The sequence below is a fragment of the Agathobaculum hominis genome, assembly GCF_014288055.1.
GTDB lineage: Bacteria > Bacillota > Clostridia > Oscillospirales > Butyricicoccaceae > Agathobaculum > Agathobaculum hominis.
The window spans coordinates 44,558-61,052 of the sequence record NZ_JACOPK010000010.1 but is presented as its reverse complement, the minus strand read 5'-3'; the positions used below and the strand labels follow the sequence as shown (position 1 = coordinate 61,052).

The window sequence follows — 16,495 nt, the reverse complement described above, 5'->3', positions numbered from 1 at the left end:
CTCCGCAGTCTCACAGGGAAATGTTCACATCTCCCTGAAAGGTATAATAGCATTGGGAATCGCCTGCGGCGCACAGGGCGTCGATTTGTGCCCCCATATCTTCAGTATAATGGGTTTTGTCGACACTGACCACTAAAATTTCAGGTTTGACAATTTTTTGAACATATTCTGAAAAATATCGAGTGCAGATTCCATGATGGGATAGCTTTTGCAGCCGCGGCCGGGCCTGCCGTCCACACAGAGCCGCTCGCATGGCCTCATCTGTACTGTCACCGGACAACAGCGCCAAATCGGTACTGCCCTTCCTCAACAGCCAAATGCTGCTGTCCTCATTGCAGGTTTGCTTGTATGCCGCCAGATTCCAGGCCATAGCCTCCTCCGTCAAGTTCGGATCGCACAATTTCTGTGCATAAGCCACAGAACGCTGCGTGCTGTTCCGGAGGGGATAGAGGCATTCTAAGACATACTCACCGAAGGTGAAGGTCCTGCCAGCACAATCTGCAGAACGGATAAGTTCCGTTTCACTGCGCTCTAAATACCGGAAGAAGTCATGGTATTCCCTGTAAAACTCCCGATCTCCATACACCGGATACACCCGATTGGCAAATCGCAGGTCTCCGCATGGTGCCACCGCCCGCCGCACCTGCACACGGTCTACTAGATGTACAAAGCCGCCGAAGTGATCCTGATGCAAATGAGTCAGGATCAACAGATCAATAACGGTGATATTCCTCTGTACGAGGAATTCCAATAGGGGTTTGCGGTCCTCATGGTATTTTCCACCGCCGTCAACTACTACTGTCCGCCGTCCCTGAGGAGTATCCAGCAGCAATACCGTGCAATCCGCGCGCCCTACATTCAAAATGTACAGTTCGCTCATAAAGTTAGAGTCACCTCATTCTCCGCCTGATAGTTCTCGTCTCCCCGGTAACGGACCTCCCAAATCTCATTATCTGCTTGGTTACGCAACATCATACGGACCTCCACACCCTGATATTCAATCTCGCAGATAGATGCCCGGACACCATCACTGCCATTCCGCTTCTACCCTCCGTCCCCTGTGTTTATGATTAAAGTTGTTTAATATGAACGTGAACATTTCTGTTTTTAGCATTTATTCACGTTCATATATTACATCATTCAGCCATTTTTGTAAATATGACGTTCCGGCAAATATGTCCCGAGATGATTGGTTAATATATGCATCAATCGCGAAACAAAACGCTTGAATGAGGATAACACAACATATCTGTTGGTGGCAGATTTTGACGAGACAAGCTGACAGGCAGACATCAGCGCATTCTGCAAGTGTTGTAACGAATATGGCCTCTGCGCTGTTCAGTTTTATTTTCGCAGATCATCTAATTTCTGCCGTACCTGCATCCCTTGACAAACGCTGTGACGGCTGTTATGATAGCTATGGAAAAAGAGCTCATATAATCTCGCTGTCATGGCGCGAGAGTTTCTACGAGACCGCCGGAAGGTCTCACTATGAGTGTCCGCTGATGGTAATTCTCCATCCGTCGGGCACTTTTTTCATGCTCAGATTACGGAAAGGATGAAAAAATATGAAACTTTTGAAGGGCGACATCGTCCACGCGCCTGCGCTCGGAGCACTCGAGACCATCCCGGACGGCGCGCTGCTGCTTGACGACGACGGCACGATCTGCGAGGTGCTGCACGAGCAGCCGCAGGATTTCGACGGCGAGGTATTCGACTGCACCGGAAAGCTCATCATGCAGTCATTCGCTGATATGCATCTGCACGCGCCGCAGTTCCCGAACGTCGGCACGGGCATGGATCTGCCGCTGCTCGACTGGCTGAAAGCCTACACCTTCCCGGTCGAAGCGAAATTCGCTGACCTCAGCTACGCGCGCCGCGTCTACCGCAGACTCGCGCGCGACCTCATCGCGAACGGCACCACACGCGTGTGCATGTTCTCCTCCCTGCATACGGACGCAACGCTCGTGCTGATGGAGGAGCTGGAACGTGCGGGCGTGACCGGCTTTGTCGGCAAGGTAAACATGGATCGCAACGGCGGCGAAAATCTTCAGGAGACCACCGAAGAGTCCATCCGCGAAACGCTGCGCTGGCTCGCAGAATGCAGCCGCTTCACCCGCATCAAGCCTATCCTGACACCGCGCTTCACCCCTGCCTGCACGGATGAGCTGATGGCCGCGCTCGGAAAGATCTCTGCGGAAAAGGGTCTGTATGTGCAGTCGCATCTTTCGGAAAACCTCGATGAGATCGCGTGGGTGCGTGAGCTGCACCCCGACTGCGCGCAGTACTGGGAGAGCTACGATAAATTCGGTCTGTGGAAGGACCGCACCATCATGGCGCACTGCGTCCACTCGGATGCACGCGAGCGCAGCGCCATCCGTCAGGCCGGTGTTGTCGTCGCGCACTGCCCGGACTCCAACATCAACCTGTGCAGCGGCATCGCGCCGGTGCGGCAGATGCTGAACGAAGGCCTCTGGGTCACGCTCGGCTCGGACATCGCCGCAGGCTCGTCGCTTTCCGGCAGTCAGATGGTCACGATGAGCATCCGCGCCTCCAAGATCCGCCGCTTTACCGACCCGGAAAAGCCGGCTTTTCTGACCGTCCCCGAGGCGTACTACCTCGGCACGACATCCGGCCACCGCTATTTCGGCGCCGGAAACGGCTTCGCCGCAGGCGACCGTCTGCACGCCGTTGTGGTCGACGACCGCGATTTTACGGAAACGCCGCGGGCGCTCAGCCTGTCCGAGCGCCTCGAGCGCGCGCTGTACACGATGACCGCCGCGAACGTCTGCGCGGTATGGTCGGAGGGCCGTCTGGTACTCGACCGCCGCACGGCCGCACCCGTCCGGAAAACCGCCGCCCGCTCGCGAAAACTCGGATGATTTCTGCGCCGTTTTATGGTATACTTTCAGCAGGATAGGACAATTCTTCTGACGGAGGGGATCATATGAAAAAACGGTTCAGCAAAGCCGCGCGGCAGACTATGCTCGCCGCGGTAACGCTCGCGCTGCTTCTCGCACCGTTCGTGTATTTCGGCGTGCAAAAGGCAAGAACCGCTGCCCTGGACAGCGCATTTCTCTGGACCATACACGCGCCGCACGATGTGGAAACCTATCTGTCTGAACACGGTCTCCGCCCGGACAGCATGCCGGTCTCCGGTACGCCGGACTGGTAATGGAACGGTTTTCGCCCGGCACGCTGTCAACTGGCGTGATGACCTCTTTCCGACACTTCGATTGCTTGCCCTCCGCACCGCTGCGCTGTACCTGCTGCTCCTGTTTGCACTTTACAGATTTTTCTTCCGCGAATAATCCCCCTCCCTTCCGGTTATACTTCTCCCGAAAAGGAGGCGGATCTCTGTGAACGCTTGTGTAAACGATGATGCCTGCATCGGCTGCGGCCTGTGCACCAATATTGCGCCTGCCGTGTTCGAGCTGAACGACGTCGGCAAGGCTTATGCGCTCGATACGGCGGAGGAAAACCGCAGCGCCGTGCAGGAGGCCATCGACGCCTGCCCCACCGCGGCGATCTCGTGGACGGACTGACAGCAGAAAAGCCGGAGAGTCTGGGATTCTGTTCCCTGCTCTCCGGCTTTTTCTCTTATTGCTCCTCAAGGCGGTCGAGAATATCGTCCGCGATGTCCTCGAGCTTTTCGTGCTGTTCGCTCCACTCGTCGTATGCCTCGGACGCCATGTCCTCCGGCTCGTCCTCGTCGAGGCGCGCGATGCGTTCGCGTATCTCCGCGAGATAATCCCGGAGCGCGGCGGCGTCCATCGCGTCGATGTCGGGCGCGGCGCCGAATTCAATGATCTGTGCCATGTCTGCTCTCCCCTTTTACGTTTGTTATGTTTTCATAATACCAAGCCGCACGCCGTTCGTCAATGGTTGCCTTTTTCCATGTTCTGTGCTATACTGATTGCACAGCATGCCGCCGCTTTCTTTTTTCGCGAAAGCGGCTTCGACCTTTCCAAAGGAGAACAGAGGATTGAAATTACTGCAACGAATTTGCCTGTTTGCTGCGATTCCGGTCATTCTCGCACTCTGCGTCTGCCGCACGCCGCTGCGCTTCGGCGCACAGGCTGACGCACTGTTCGGCACAGTCGCGGATACATACGAAGCCGGCGAGGAGACCGTCGAGGTCAGCCGGACCAGCCTTCCGCAGGGCAGCAGCGTCCTTCTGCTGCGCGGCTGGACGCTCGGAGGCGAGGACCGCTGCGTCATGGGCAGCTTTCAGACCGCACACCGTACCCTGCGCTCCCGCGCCATCTGGTCCACCGAAATCGCAGACGACACGCTCTCCGTGCGGTGGTTTGACGGGCAGATCTGGCACGACGAACCCATCCGCACCGGAAAATATCATTCCAACACCGCCTTTTTCCTCACCGGCCGCGATTTTTCCGCGCTGTGCTACACGCCGCAGGTCTGGGCGTTCCGTGAAAACGGCTCCCGCCAGCTTGCGGACAACTGGCTCGGCTGGATCGAAGCGGACCAGACGAAAAACGGCTGGCGGCTGACGTTCTGCACGCCGCGCATGAAGGGCAGCAGCACAGCGGATTTCACCTTTCTGACCGTCGCGGACAGCAGCGGCATCGACTGGACGCGCGACGGCATTCCGGCGCTCTGGAGCAACTACCGCAACGCCGGTGACGGCCGCTGGTGCTTCGACGGCTACTACACTCCCTCCCCCGAGACCTACATCCCGACCGGAAACCGCGTTTTCTTCCGCAATGCCGCCTCCTATATGATCAGGAGCTTTCTCTATCAGGCCGGCTCGACCCGCACGGCGCGCGACCTCAGCATCGCCATGCTCGATACCATGATCTCCGAGCAGAGTGATGACGGCTGCTGGCCGACGCTGTCGGGCAGTACATGGCTCGAAAGCGAATACGGCATCGGCGCCGGTTTCTTTGATACGCGCTTCAACACGGAATTTGCAGGTCTGCTGCTTCTTGCGGAGTACCGCTTCCCCTCGGATATCTATCGGGATTCGCTCCGCCGCTACTGCGGCTTTTTCAAGGATTTCGCGGAGAATTATCATTCTGAGACCGGTCTCGGCGGCTGGTTTATCCCGGATTACTGGCATGAGGGCATGTCCAGTGTCTCGCACACGAGCCTCAATCATCAGCTCGCGGAGATCCTGTTCCTGTACAGGGCTTCGGACGCGCTCGCGGACGACAGTCTTTCCGCGCTCGCCGACAGGATGCTGCTCGCGGTCGATGAGACCGGCGAGGACTGGGTCCTTCCGGACGGCAACCTGCATTATCAGGTCTCGCAGGACGGCGAATACGGAAACACAGACTACCCCTACCTCACCTATGACGACCTGTTCAAGCTCCAGAAATACCTCAGCGACCGATTTTCGCGCACCGATCCCGTGCTTGATCTGCTGATGCAGCACAAGCGCGCATGGATGGACGCGAACGGCATCACTGCCTACATGAAATAAGGAGAGACCCTATGTTTTGTATGAACTGCGGAAAGGCGCTGCCGGACGGCGCGAAATTCTGCATGTACTGCGGTACGCCGCTCGGTGCGGCAGCCGCGCCCGCACAGAGCGGCTGCTGTCTGCCCGGCAGAAAATACCTGTCCTGCGACACGCTCTATCCGGGCGGCGCGTATACTGAAACGCCTGCCTACCAGCACGACCGCGAGCGCATGCGGGCTTCCGAACTCGCCTCGGCCCCCTATTCCGGCTTCGATTTCACAAATTATGTTCGGCTGGAGAACGGTGCAATGGTCGGCTTCGTATTCGGCCACACCGCCGCCAACCGCGCTGCCGAGGACTACTACAACAACCTGTATCTTCTGACGCAGGATGGGCGCGCGGTCTTTCTGAACGCAGGCGGCCGCCGCTGCACCGGCCTGTTCGTGCAGGATAATGAGGTGCACTGGACGGAAAACGGGCAGACGCATAGCGTTCCCCTTCCGCTATAAAGCAAAAAAGAGACGAACGATACTCCGTGAGAGACCGGTATCGTTCGTCTTTTTCTTATCTCTTTGAGAGATCCGCGAGCAGCACCTTCATCTGTCCGCCGCAGACCATGCCCTCTTTTTCCGCCACATCGTTCGACATATCGATCGAGACGCTCCTGCTTTCGCCCGTGCCGATGAGGTAGTAAGCCTGCCGCAGGACGGCGCTCTCGCTGCATCCGCCGCCGATCGTACCCATGAATTTCGTCGAGCTGTCCACCGCCATAAATGCGCCGGATTTCACCGGCGTCGAGCCGCTCGTATCGTACACGAGCAGCAGCACCTTGTCGATTCTCTCGTCCGCGACATAGCGCAGCAGCGGCAGGTCGATGTCCTCGCTCGTCATGATGCTGCTGTGTGAGCGGCGGTTTGTGTCCGCGCGGCGGCAGGCGATCAGCTCCGCGACGATGGAAATCGCAATTTCCTTGACGCTCAGCGCGCCGATGTCCAGACCGATCGGCGTATGGATGGCGTCCAGCTGCGCCCGGTCGAAGCCCTCGCCCTCGAGCAGGTTCAGCAGACCGGCTGTGCGCCGCTTCGAGCCGATCATGCCGAGATATTTCGGCATCGTGCCGCTCAGGATTTTGCGCAGGCAGTCCGCATCATAGCGGTGCCCGCGCGTGATGACCGCGACGTAATCGCCCGCACCGATACCGATCCGGTCGATCGCGTTCTCGAACCGGTCGCAGTACACCGTGTGCGCTTCGGGAAAGCGCGGCCGGTTCGCGAAGGTCGGACGGTCGTCCGCTACGATGACCGAAAAGCCGAGGTCGGCAGCGTAGCGGCAGAGCGGCTGCGCGATATTGCCGCCGCCGAGCAGGATCAGCCGCTCATTCGGTCGGAAGCTGCGCACAAGCTCCGCGCCCTCCGCCTCGAAATGCAGCGCCGATGCAAGGCCGTGCTCTGCGCTTTCCCTTATGGTCTGAAATTGCTCTAAAAGGTTCATATTTCTCGCTCCCTGCGGCTTATTCGTTCGTCCTGCTGTATTCTCCGCTCCTGCCGCCGTCCTTGTGCAGCAGCAGCGTCTGGTCGATGCGCATGCCGCGGTCGACCGCCTTGCACATATCGTAGATCGTCAGCGCTGCGATGGAAGCCGCTGTCAGCGCCTCCATCTCGATGCCGGTCTTGTGCGAGCAGCGCAGCGTACTGATGATGCGAACCTGCGTGTCCGAGACGGCTTCAATGTCGATCTTCACGCTCTCGATGGGGATGGGATGGCACATCGGGATAAGCTCGCTCGTCTTTTTCGCGGCCATGATGCCCGCAATGCGCGCGCACGCGAAAACATCGCCCTTCGGCGCGCGGTCCTCGCAGATCATGCACAGCGTCTCCGGCTTCATCGTAATGACCGACTGTGCGCAGGCCGTGCGCCGCGTCACCGCCTTCTCTCCTACGTCCACCATGCGCGCCGCACCCGTTTCGTCCAGATGAGTCAGTTCCATGCTTTCGCCTCCGTTGCTTTTGCTTGATGATACCATTATAGCATATCGGCGGCAAAAAGAAAAATCCGGCCTTCTCGAAAGAAAGCCGGGTTTTTTCATGTTACAGCCGAAAAACTTCTTATTTCGTCAGACTTTTTACGGTCTGTCTTATGCTTTTGCGCTTTCGCTGTCCTTTTCGCTCTTTGCATAGGCCTTGAACGAGTGGATAACGATCGTCAGACCGAGCACGATCAGCAGGACTGCGAGGATGAGCTGGAGACCATTTGCGATGAATACCGCGCCCCAGGTGGTCTCGCCTGCCGGGATCGTCGTCGAGGCTGCCGCAGAGATCGCCTTTACCATCGCAAGCAGGCGCTGCACCAGAGCGGTGAAGGTGACGCACAGCATGATGATCAGCGGCGGGAATATCATCTTGTTGCTGCGGCCGGTGACTCTGAGGAATACGCACAGCGTGATGAGCACCAGAGCGCTCAGCAGCTGGTTTGCCGAACCGAACAGCGGCCAAATGTTGGCATAGCCGACCTTGGTCAGCACATAGCCGAACGCAAGGGTAAGGATGGTCGAGAAATAGACGTTGCAGAACAGCTTTCTCCAGCCCTCTGCGTGCTCCATGTCATCGACCGAGAACAGCTCCTGAAAACTCATACGGCCGATGCGGGCAACTGCGTCCAGACTGGTCAGCGCCAGAGCGGAAACGCACATGGTCATGAATACGGTCGCGACATAGACCGGAACGCCGAACATTTCGAAGAAGCCCGCAACGCCGCTGCTGAATACCTGGAACGGCGTGCCAGCCGCCGGAGTGCCGTCTGCTGCGGCAGCCGCACCGGCAACGCACAGCGCGAGAACTGCCAGCAGGCTTTCCAGCACCATGGCGCCGTAGCCGACCTTCGGCATATCCTTTTCATTCTCGATGGTCTTGGAGGACGTACCGGAGGAAACCAGACTGTGGAAGCCGGAAACCGCGCCGCACGCAACCGTGACGAACAGGATCGGGAACATCGTGCCGAGCTTTTCGTTGGTGAAGCCGGTGAATACCGGCAGGTTCATGGTCGGATGCGCAACGACCAGACCGACGACCGCACCGGCGATCATGCAGATGAACATGAAGGTCGTCATGTAGTCGCGCGGCTGCTTGAGCAGCCACATCGGGAGGACTGCTGCGAAGAAGATGTAGATAAAGGTGATGTAGCTCCATGCCGCCTTGCCGAAGATCAGCGGGCAGTTTGCGCCGATGACAAAGGACAGGATGATGAATACGATACTGAGAACGGCTTCCTTCCAGCCCTTGAAGTCAAACTTCTTCTGGATGAGGCCGAATACAACGGCGAACACCATAAACATGATCGAGACCATGCCGGCAGCGCCGTTGGTCTGAGCCGCCGGAGACAGCTCCATGACGCCTGCGTCGCTGGCCGTGAAGGCGTTGAACGTACCGGCTACCATATCAGCGAACGCCGCGATGACGATGCAGCAGAAGATCCACGAGAATACGAGGAACAGCTTGCGGCCGGTCCTGCCGATATACTTCTCGATCAGCATGCCCATCGACTTGCCCTTGTTCTTGACCGAGGCGTACAGCGCACCAAAGTCCGCGACCGCGCCGAAGAATACACCGCCGATCAGCACCCAGAGCAGCACCGGCAGCCAGCCGAAGGCTGCGGCCTGAATTGCGCCGGTTACAGGGCCGGCGCCTGCGATAGACGAAAACTGATGGCTGAATACCGTCCAGCCGTTGGTCGGAACGAAGTCCTTTCCGTCGTTCAACTCGACAGCCGGGGTCTTAGTCTTGGGATCGATGCCCCATTTGTTCGCGAGCCAGCGTCCGTAGAATACATAGGCGCAGGCGAGAACAACAGCCGCGATCAGCACGATTGTAAGTGTGTTCATGGTTTTTCTTCTCTTTTCCGTTTGGATTTGCGGCTTTCCTGTCAATGAGCGTGCACGGCAGATACAAAAAAAGCCCTCGTCTTTGTCTGCTCTCCCCTTCGGGAGAACCTGCAAAGACGAAGGCATTTCCGACTCAGTCGGCTGCGCTTCCGCGTTACCACTCTGCTTGCCGGAAAAAATCCGGCCGCTCATCCGCCGCCCGGTGCCGCTGCGCCGGAAAGCGTGACCCTGTAACGGAGGCTTCCGTCTCGAACTACTTCTGCCTTTCGTTCGAGCTGCTCGCAGGGGATAATTTCTCCGCGCCTTGCTGCCGTCTTGCACGACCGGCGGCTTTCTGAAAGCGGTGATGCGGGAAACCGTGTCCTGTTCAAAGCATTTATCCTTTTGACGAATTCATCATAGAACTTCGCGCGGCGTTTGTCAATCACTTTCGGACCTTTTTGTCTATTTTCGGCAGGCCGTATAAATTCAAGCCAAATTCTCACATTCTTTTTTGTGTATTTTTCGCACAAATTTCAGCAACTCTGCACAAGAAAAGGGACTCCCGTTTATGGAGAGTCCCCAAATTTTTCTGGTTTACTTGCTGTCTTTCGGCTCGGTCATGACTTCCTTGAACGAGGAGGCAAGGCCCGCAAGGCTCTGGATCTCGCTCGGAATGATGATCTTGGTCGCCTTGCCGTCGGCTGCCTTGCCGAACGCCTCGAGCGACTTGAGGCGAATGACCTGCTCGGACGGCGCCGCATCGTTCAGCAGCGCGATAGAATCCGCAAGCGCCTTCTGCACGGCGAGCAGCGCCTCTGCTTCGCCCTGCGCTTCCTTGATCTTGGAAAGCCGGGTCGCCTCAGCCGCCAGAACGGCCGCTTCCTTTTCGCCCTCTGCGACCAGAATGGCGGACTGCTTTTTGCCTTCCGCGACCAGAATAGCCTCGCGGCGCTCGCGCTCCGCCTTCATCTGCTTTTCCATCGACTCCTGAATAGCAGCCGGCGGAATGATGTTCTTCAGCTCGACGCGGTTGACCTTGATGCCCCAGGCATCGGTCGCCTCGTCCAGGATCGCGCGCATCTTGGTGTTGATGATGTCGCGGCTGGTGAGTGTCTGGTCAAGCTCGAGGTCGCCGATGATGTTTCGCAGCGTGGTCGCGGTCAGATTTTCGATCGCCGCCATCGGGCTTTCAATGCCGTAGGTGAACATTTTCGGGTCGGTGATCTGGAAATAAACGACCGTGTCGATCTGCATGGTTACGTTGTCCTTGGTGATGACCGGCTGCGGCGGAAAGTCAACGACCTGCTCCTTGAGCGTTACCTTGCGCGCGATGCGCTCGAACAGCGGCACCTTGAAATGCAGGCCGGTGTTCCAGGTATCGCGGTAGGTGCCCAGACGTTCGATGACGTAGGCGCGCGCCTGCGGGACGATAACGATATTGCTCGCGATGAACGCGATGAGCAGGATCAGCAGAACGATCCAGATCAGGGGTCCGATGAAAAACAAGGGCATACTTTACTCCTTTTCTCCGTTGGTTTCGATTTTCTGAACGATTGCCTTGACGCCGCGAATTTCGAGGATCGTCACTCTGGCTCCGGCAGGAACGGGAGTGCCGTCCTTCGTGCGCGCGGTCCATTCCTTGCCGAGCACGCGCACCGCGCCGGTCTCCGCCAGATTGTCGATCGGCTCAGTGACCACGGCGCTCTGACCGATGATGCGGTCGGCATTTGTCGCCTGTCTGCCCGCCTTGAGGAAGCGGCTGAACAGCGGACGCACGAGCAGCAGCATGACTGCGGACAGCAGGACAAAAATCACGAGCTGCATCCATATAGATGCGCCGAAGGTTGCCGCGACGAGCGCCGCCGCGCCGCCGGCCGCGAACCAGATGCCGCACAGACCAAGCGTCGCCGCCTCCGCCGCGATGCTGATAATGATGACAGCCAGCCAGAAATACAGGCTGTCTATGCCAAACAACATGCTCTATCCTCCCTTCCTTTTCCATCAGTATAGCATAACCCGAGAGAAAAGTATAGTTACAGCACGGATTTTTTCGGCAGCCTGAACAATTTTTACGCAAAGAAAAAGAGCGCTGCATCAAACAGCGCTCCAGAACTGGTGGACATTAACGGGTTCGAACCGCTGACCTTCCGCACGTCAAGCGGATGCTCTTCCAGCTGAGCTAAATGTCCAGGTTGGTGGACATTAACGGGTTCGAACCGCTGACCTTCCGCACGTCAAGCGGATGCTCTTCCAGCTGAGCTAAATGTCCAAATACAGGGGGCAGCGGACTGCCGTCCCCTGTGACCAGTTTTCAGTTGTGACCTTACTTCTTGCTGCGACCCAGATACTCACCGGTACGGGTGTCGATCTGAATGCGCTCACCCTGCTCGATAAAGATCGGAACCTTGACGACAGCACCGGTCTCTACGGTAGCCGGCTTGAGTACGTTGGTAGCGGTATTGCCCTTAACGCCCGGCTCGGTCTCAGTGATCTCGAGCTCAACGAACAGCGGCGGCTCAACAGCGAATACGCTGCCCTTGTAGGAAAGAACCTTAACGTTCTCGTTCTCCTTCACGAAACGGAAGTCGTCGCCCAGAGTGTCCTTGCTGATCGGGATCTGCTCGTAGGTCTCGTTGTCCATGAAGTAGTACAGGTCGCCCTCATTGTACAGATACTGCATCTCGCGGCGCTCTACAAAAGCTTCCTCGAACTTTGCAGTCGGGTTAAAGGAGGTCTCAGTAACCGCACCGGTTACGACGTTCTTCATCTTGACACGAACAAAAGCAGCGCCCTTGCCCGGCTTTACATGCTGGAACTCAATAACCTGCTGTACCTGACCGTCCATTTCAAAAGTTACGCCGTTACGAAATTCACCTGCGGTCATAATCGGTATCCTCCAAAATCATAATTCCAAATTTCCGTTCAGAGTTCGCCCCCGAACAGTGCTTATTTAGAATACCACACTTCCCCCGCTTTGGCAAGAGGAAATCTGAAATTTTCCCGATTTTTTTCCGAGTGTGACAAAAACTGCGTTTTCAGCCGGAGCGGCGCACACGGAAAAGGCGGCGCCGCCCCTTCTCACGGGACAGCGCCGCGCGTGACTCAGCAGCCGCAGCCGCCGCAGCAGTTATTGTTGTCGCCGCAGCAGCCGTTCTGACCGCCGCATACCCAGATCAGGATGATGATAAGGATGATCCACCAAAGCCAGTTATCGCCCCAGAGAGAATTCGAGTTGCACATGTGTATTTCCTCCTGTCAGAATGATCAGCGCGCGGCTCCTGCGCCGCACCGCTTACACTTCATTCTATGGAGGAGGCTCCGCTTTGGTTACTGACTGTCGCGAAGCTGACGTTTCGCCGGCAATCGCATTACTCAACGATTTCGCCCTTGAGGCCATCCTTATATAAGGTAGTGAGACGCACGCGGCGCGGCTGGTTTTTGTGCACCTGCTCCCCTTCTATATATATCGGAAAGCCATAGCGTCCGTGCGCGGCCCACACACCGCCCGCCGGGTGCTCCGGAAGCACCTCAAGTTCCCGTCCGATAAAGCCGCGGCGGCAGTTCTCGCTGAGCACAACCGCGACGCGCTTCGCCCGTTCGGCGCGCTCTGTTTTGACCGTTTTATCGAGCTGCCCCGGCATATCCGCCGCCTTCGTCCCCTCGCGCGGCGAGTACGGGAAAACGTGCACCGACGCGAACGCGCATTTCTCCAGAAAGCGCAGCGTGGTTTCAAATTCCTCCTCAGTCTCGCCCGGGAAGCCGACGATGAGGTCGGTCGTGATCGAGCAGTCAGGGAAGGCCCGCCGCAGGCGCTCACAGCACGCATGGAACTCAGCCGACGTATATCTGCGCCCCATGCGCTCCAGCACGCTGTCGCAGCCGCTCTGCATGGACAGATGGAAATGCAGGGCGAGGTTGTCAAAGCCGCGCAGCCGCTCGCAGAACGCTTCATCTATGATGCGCGGATCGAGCGAGCCGAGACGAAACCGGATGTCCGGCAGCGCCCCGAGCAGCTGCTCGAGCAGATCGGTGAGCGTCAGACGCGGCGCAAGGTCGCGGCCGTAGGAGGCGATCTCGATGCCCGTCAGCACGATCTCGTGCACGCCTGCCGCGCCGAGGCGTCGTGCCTCGGCAAGCGCCTGCTCCGGCGGCAGCGAGCGTACCCGGCCGCGCGCGTATGGAATGATGCAGTAGGTGCAGAAGTTGTTGCAGCCATCCTCTATTTTAAGGAGGGCGCGTGTGCGTCCCTGCGGAATGCCGGCCGGCAGAGACTCATAGCCGCCGCTTCCCTGCGGCAGAGCCGCTTCTCTGCCCTGCACCGCCGCTTCACAGCGCTCAATGATCTGTGCGCGGTCCTGCGTACCGCAGACGATATCGACCTCGCCGGTCGCCTGTACGCGCTCCGGGTCGATCTGCGCAAAGCAGCCGCACGCCGCGATGACCGCGCGGGGGTTGTCCCGGCGGAGTCTGTGGAACGCGCGGATATTTTTATGGTCGGAGACCGATGTGACCGTGCAGGTGTTGATGATGACCGCATCCGCGCCGCTGTCTACGATCTCGTGTCCGCGCTCGGCGGCAAGCTGCGAGAGCGCCTGCGTCTCGAACAGATTGACCTTGCAGCCGAGCGTAAAGAAAGCAAATTTCATGCCGTACTCCTCTTCATAAGCCTGTCGAAAAACTGCGTTTTTCCGACAGACTTCTCTTCATTCTTGCTTCTGTTTATTGTAGCACAAACACGGGAAAGAGTGAAGAGCGCGGCGGTGCTCGGAACGGCGTTTCGGGTAATTGTTACATTTTTGTGAACAGGCGCATCTGTAACCCTTCCGCTGTGCATTTTTCCTGTATTACGTTTCGTATACCCTCCGGCGCATCACGCAAAACCGGTCGAAAACGTTTGCTTTTGCGGTTTTAAGGAACTTTTATGACATTTTGAAAAAGAACATTTGACAAAGCTATATCAGCGTGTTATACTGTAACCGTAATGTAACTTTGAAATGTAACCATTTTGTAACTATGTGCAGACTATAAGGAGTGCAGAAAATGCCTACCACCAGCAAGAAGAATGACCTTCTGGAATACAAGGGACATCCTCTGATGCGTAAGGACAACATCATCTACTACGGTTCGATGAGTGACTCCCATATCATCATGATGCAGATCCTTGACTCCGCTGACATGAAGGATCTTCCGGTTGCAAAGCGTGTTTCCGTACAGCTTCAGCAGACCGGCGCGAACGTCCGCAACAAGGACCGTATCGTAAAGAAAACCGAGAAGAACAGCCTGTGGAGCGCGATGGACATCGCCTCGATCTGGCTCGACCGCGCACTGGGCAGCAGATAAGCGGCTCAACGGCGCACAACTTTCCGACTAAAAACGGAGGCTTATTATGAAATCCACCAAAACACTGTTTCGACTGCTCGTTTCCGGTGCACTGACCGCATCCATGCTGCTCCCCAGCTCGCTGGCTGTGTATCAGGCCAAGGTCAAGGCAGATTCGCTTTACCTGCGTTCTGCACCCGGCGGCAGCGTCATTGCGACGCTCTCTCAGGGCACGACCGTAGCGGTAACGAACAACAGCAGCGAATGGTACAAGGTGATCGTTGACGGCAAGGAAGGCTACGTAAGCGGCTCTTACCTGACCGGCACGACCGCGACCGACTTCTCCGTCGGCTCCGGCAAGATCACCTGCTCTTCTACCGTCAACCTCAGAAGCGAAGCGAACACCTCGTCCAGCATTCTCACGTCCCTGTCGAACGGCACTGCCGTCACCATCACGGGTGTCAGCGGCGGCTGGTACAAGGTTTCGGTTAACGGCAAGACCGGCTACGTTCACCCGGACTATGTTCAGGTAAGCAGCTCTTCCGCTTCCGCCGGCACCACGGCGTCCGCTCCGGCGGCCACCGCAGGCAAGGTATCCTGCTCCTCGACCGTCAATCTCCGCGCCGAGGCGAACACCTCGTCCGGTATTCTGGCATCCCTCGCAAACGGCACCGCCGTTACGCTGGGCGCCAAGGAGAACGGCTGGTACAAGGTTTCGGTTAACGGCAAGTCCGGCTACATCAAGGCCGACTACATAACCACTTCGGTATCCTCGTCCGCCAACATGGCATCCTACTCCGGTCTGAGCGCAAAGCGCACCGCAGTTCTGGATTACGCCGCGAAGTTCCTCGGCGTTCCGTATGTCTACGGCGGCAGCACCCCGTCCGGTTTTGACTGCTCCGGCTTTACGTCCTACGTCTACAAGAACACGGTCTGCTCGATCGAGCGCGTGGCGCAGGCGCAGTTCGACACCACGACCCGCGTCTCCCGTGACGAGCTTCTGCCGGGCGATCTGGTATTCTTCGGCAGCAGTGCTTACTCGATCAGCCATGTCGGCATCTATGTCGGCGACGGCCAGTTCATCCACGCACCGCACACCGGCGACGTCGTCAAGTATGACTCGCTCAGCGGCTCCTACGCTACCCGTTTCCAGGGCGGCGGCCGCGTGATCTTCGACTGATGGAACAATCTGCACCGACCTCCTTCGAGGCCGGTGCTTTTTTCATGCATAGATCTCTATCTCGCCGTCGCTCCATGCAAGGCGCTGCGGCGCGACATTCAGCTCTTCGAGCTTGCGGTTCAGCGCATTCGCCATGGCGTCCGTCACAAGCTCCGCCGCCGTCTGCGGCAGGTCAGCATCGTTCAGCTGCGCGCTCAGGCAGGTAAACTGCAGCCTGCCCTGCTCCGCCCGGACGCCCCATTTACCGGCAAGCGAGCACCGCTCGGGCAGCAGCTGCGCCGCGGCGCGGAAATGGCCGGTGAGCAGACCGCTCTCCTCCAGCTCCGCCCTGTCGACACTCATGGACATCGACGCGGTTTCGTCCGCCCCGATGCTTACCGCAAGGCCGCGCGGCGTAAACGGCAGGTATTGCAGCAGGAAATTCGCCAGATCACTCTCGCTCATCGTCATCACAAGCGAGAGCTGCGGCTCCTGCTGCTCCTCGGGCACGGTCTCGACCGGTTCGGTGCCGTCCGGCGGCGCTTCGCTCTCCGACCGCCCGACCAGCATCCTGCCGAGCATCAGCAGGCACAGCAGCAGGCAGACGCCGAGAATGATGGTATACCGCGCGCTTTTCTCCTCTCCCATGTTCCTTCCTCCCTCCGGCTGACAGTCCAGTATATGCCGTCTATAAGAAATCTATACATAAAAAGACCATCCGGGCCGTTTTTTT

Annotated in this window: 18 protein-coding genes, 2 tRNA genes, 1 riboswitch and 1 other annotated feature; of the genes, 7 read left to right on the top strand and 13 right to left on the bottom strand. The window is 57.8% G+C overall.

Going from position 1 to position 16,495, the window contains the following annotated elements; genetic code table 11:
- Positions 1-10: 10 nt before the first annotated feature.
- A complete protein-coding gene (locus tag H8S02_RS10725; protein WP_186970515.1) occupies positions 11-880 on the bottom strand; it encodes a ComEC/Rec2 family competence protein in 870 nt (289 codons plus the stop codon).
- A 532-nt stretch (positions 881-1,412) separates the two neighbouring features.
- Positions 1,413-1,512: riboswitch (purine riboswitch) on the top strand.
- A 56-nt stretch (positions 1,513-1,568) separates the two neighbouring features.
- On the opposite strand from H8S02_RS10725, the gene H8S02_RS10720 reads away from it, so the two are divergent.
- The 3 genes from H8S02_RS10720 to H8S02_RS10710 all read left to right on the top strand — a co-directional run bounded on the left by H8S02_RS10720 (position 1,569) and on the right by H8S02_RS10710 (position 3,545).
- Positions 1,569-2,882 carry an amidohydrolase family protein gene (locus tag H8S02_RS10720; RefSeq protein ID WP_186970514.1) on the top strand — a complete coding sequence of 438 codons (1,314 nt, stop codon included), beginning with the start codon at positions 1,569-1,571 and terminating at the stop codon, positions 2,880-2,882.
- Positions 2,883-2,947: 65 nt separating this feature from the next.
- Positions 2,948-3,175: a hypothetical protein gene (locus H8S02_RS10715; RefSeq protein ID WP_186970513.1), complete on the top strand. Its 228-nt coding sequence runs from the start codon at positions 2,948-2,950 to the stop codon at positions 3,173-3,175.
- 184 nt (positions 3,176-3,359) lie between these two features.
- On the top strand, positions 3,360-3,545 hold the full coding sequence (locus H8S02_RS10710; RefSeq protein WP_118686723.1) for a ferredoxin: 186 nt from the start codon (positions 3,360-3,362) through the stop codon (positions 3,543-3,545).
- A 55-nt stretch (positions 3,546-3,600) separates the two neighbouring features.
- On the opposite strand, the gene H8S02_RS10705 is transcribed toward H8S02_RS10710, so the two are convergent.
- A complete protein-coding gene (locus H8S02_RS10705) occupies positions 3,601-3,819 on the bottom strand; it encodes a hypothetical protein (protein ID WP_186970512.1) in 219 nt (72 codons plus the stop codon).
- 166 nt (positions 3,820-3,985) lie between these two features.
- On the opposite strand from H8S02_RS10705, the gene H8S02_RS10700 reads away from it, so the two are divergent.
- Positions 3,986-5,446 (top strand): hypothetical protein, encoded by a 1,461-nt coding sequence (locus tag H8S02_RS10700; RefSeq protein ID WP_186970511.1) that lies wholly within the window; start codon positions 3,986-3,988, stop codon positions 5,444-5,446.
- A 20-nt stretch (positions 5,447-5,466) separates the two neighbouring features.
- Positions 5,467-5,934, top strand: a complete 468-nt coding sequence (locus H8S02_RS10695; RefSeq protein WP_186970510.1) for a zinc-ribbon domain-containing protein — start codon at positions 5,467-5,469, stop codon at positions 5,932-5,934.
- Between the two features lie 55 nt (positions 5,935-5,989).
- Here H8S02_RS10695 and H8S02_RS10690 read toward each other — a convergent pair whose 3' ends face one another.
- The 10 genes from H8S02_RS10690 to mtaB form a co-directional block, all read right to left on the bottom strand.
- On the bottom strand, positions 5,990-6,916 hold the full coding sequence (locus tag H8S02_RS10690) for an XdhC family protein (RefSeq protein ID WP_186970509.1): 927 nt from the start codon (positions 6,914-6,916) through the stop codon (positions 5,990-5,992).
- 19 nt (positions 6,917-6,935) lie between these two features.
- Positions 6,936-7,412: a cyclic pyranopterin monophosphate synthase MoaC gene (gene moaC, locus H8S02_RS10685; RefSeq protein WP_186970508.1), complete on the bottom strand. Its 477-nt coding sequence runs from the start codon at positions 7,410-7,412 to the stop codon at positions 6,936-6,938.
- A 147-nt stretch (positions 7,413-7,559) separates the two neighbouring features.
- Entirely contained in the window at positions 7,560-9,302 is a 1,743-nt protein-coding gene (locus H8S02_RS10680) for a carbon starvation CstA family protein (RefSeq protein WP_186970507.1), read from the bottom strand.
- A gap of 109 nt (positions 9,303-9,411) precedes the next feature.
- Positions 9,412-9,682 (bottom strand) — a binding site (T-box leader).
- Positions 9,683-9,878: 196 nt separating this feature from the next.
- Positions 9,879-10,796 (bottom strand): SPFH domain-containing protein, encoded by a 918-nt coding sequence (locus tag H8S02_RS10675; protein ID WP_186970506.1) that lies wholly within the window; start codon positions 10,794-10,796, stop codon positions 9,879-9,881.
- 3 nt (positions 10,797-10,799) lie between these two features.
- Complete coding sequence (locus H8S02_RS10670; RefSeq protein ID WP_186970505.1) at positions 10,800-11,261, bottom strand: NfeD family protein; 462 nt, start codon at positions 11,259-11,261, stop codon at positions 10,800-10,802.
- Between the two features lie 136 nt (positions 11,262-11,397).
- Positions 11,398-11,473: transfer RNA gene (locus H8S02_RS10665), tRNA-Val, on the bottom strand.
- Positions 11,474-11,477: 4 nt separating this feature from the next.
- Positions 11,478-11,553 (bottom strand) — tRNA-Val (locus H8S02_RS10660).
- A gap of 54 nt (positions 11,554-11,607) precedes the next feature.
- A complete protein-coding gene (efp, locus tag H8S02_RS10655; protein ID WP_118686295.1) occupies positions 11,608-12,171 on the bottom strand; it encodes an elongation factor P in 564 nt (187 codons plus the stop codon).
- Positions 12,172-12,386: 215 nt separating this feature from the next.
- Entirely contained in the window at positions 12,387-12,524 is a 138-nt protein-coding gene (locus tag H8S02_RS10650; RefSeq protein ID WP_186970504.1) for a hypothetical protein, read from the bottom strand.
- Between the two features lie 128 nt (positions 12,525-12,652).
- Positions 12,653-13,930 (bottom strand): tRNA (N(6)-L-threonylcarbamoyladenosine(37)-C(2))-methylthiotransferase MtaB, encoded by a 1,278-nt coding sequence (gene mtaB / locus H8S02_RS10645; RefSeq protein WP_186970503.1) that lies wholly within the window; start codon positions 13,928-13,930, stop codon positions 12,653-12,655.
- A 394-nt stretch (positions 13,931-14,324) separates the two neighbouring features.
- Here mtaB and H8S02_RS10640 point away from each other — a divergent pair, with 394 nt between their 5' ends.
- A complete protein-coding gene (locus H8S02_RS10640; protein ID WP_118686293.1) occupies positions 14,325-14,624 on the top strand; it encodes a hypothetical protein in 300 nt (99 codons plus the stop codon).
- A 46-nt stretch (positions 14,625-14,670) separates the two neighbouring features.
- A complete protein-coding gene (locus H8S02_RS10635; RefSeq protein ID WP_186970502.1) occupies positions 14,671-15,783 on the top strand; it encodes a C40 family peptidase in 1,113 nt (370 codons plus the stop codon).
- A gap of 42 nt (positions 15,784-15,825) precedes the next feature.
- Here the strand turns inward: H8S02_RS10635 and H8S02_RS10630 are convergent, their stop codons facing one another.
- Positions 15,826-16,410 (bottom strand): hypothetical protein, encoded by a 585-nt coding sequence (locus H8S02_RS10630; protein WP_186970501.1) that lies wholly within the window; start codon positions 16,408-16,410, stop codon positions 15,826-15,828.
- Positions 16,411-16,495 lie beyond the last annotated feature (85 nt).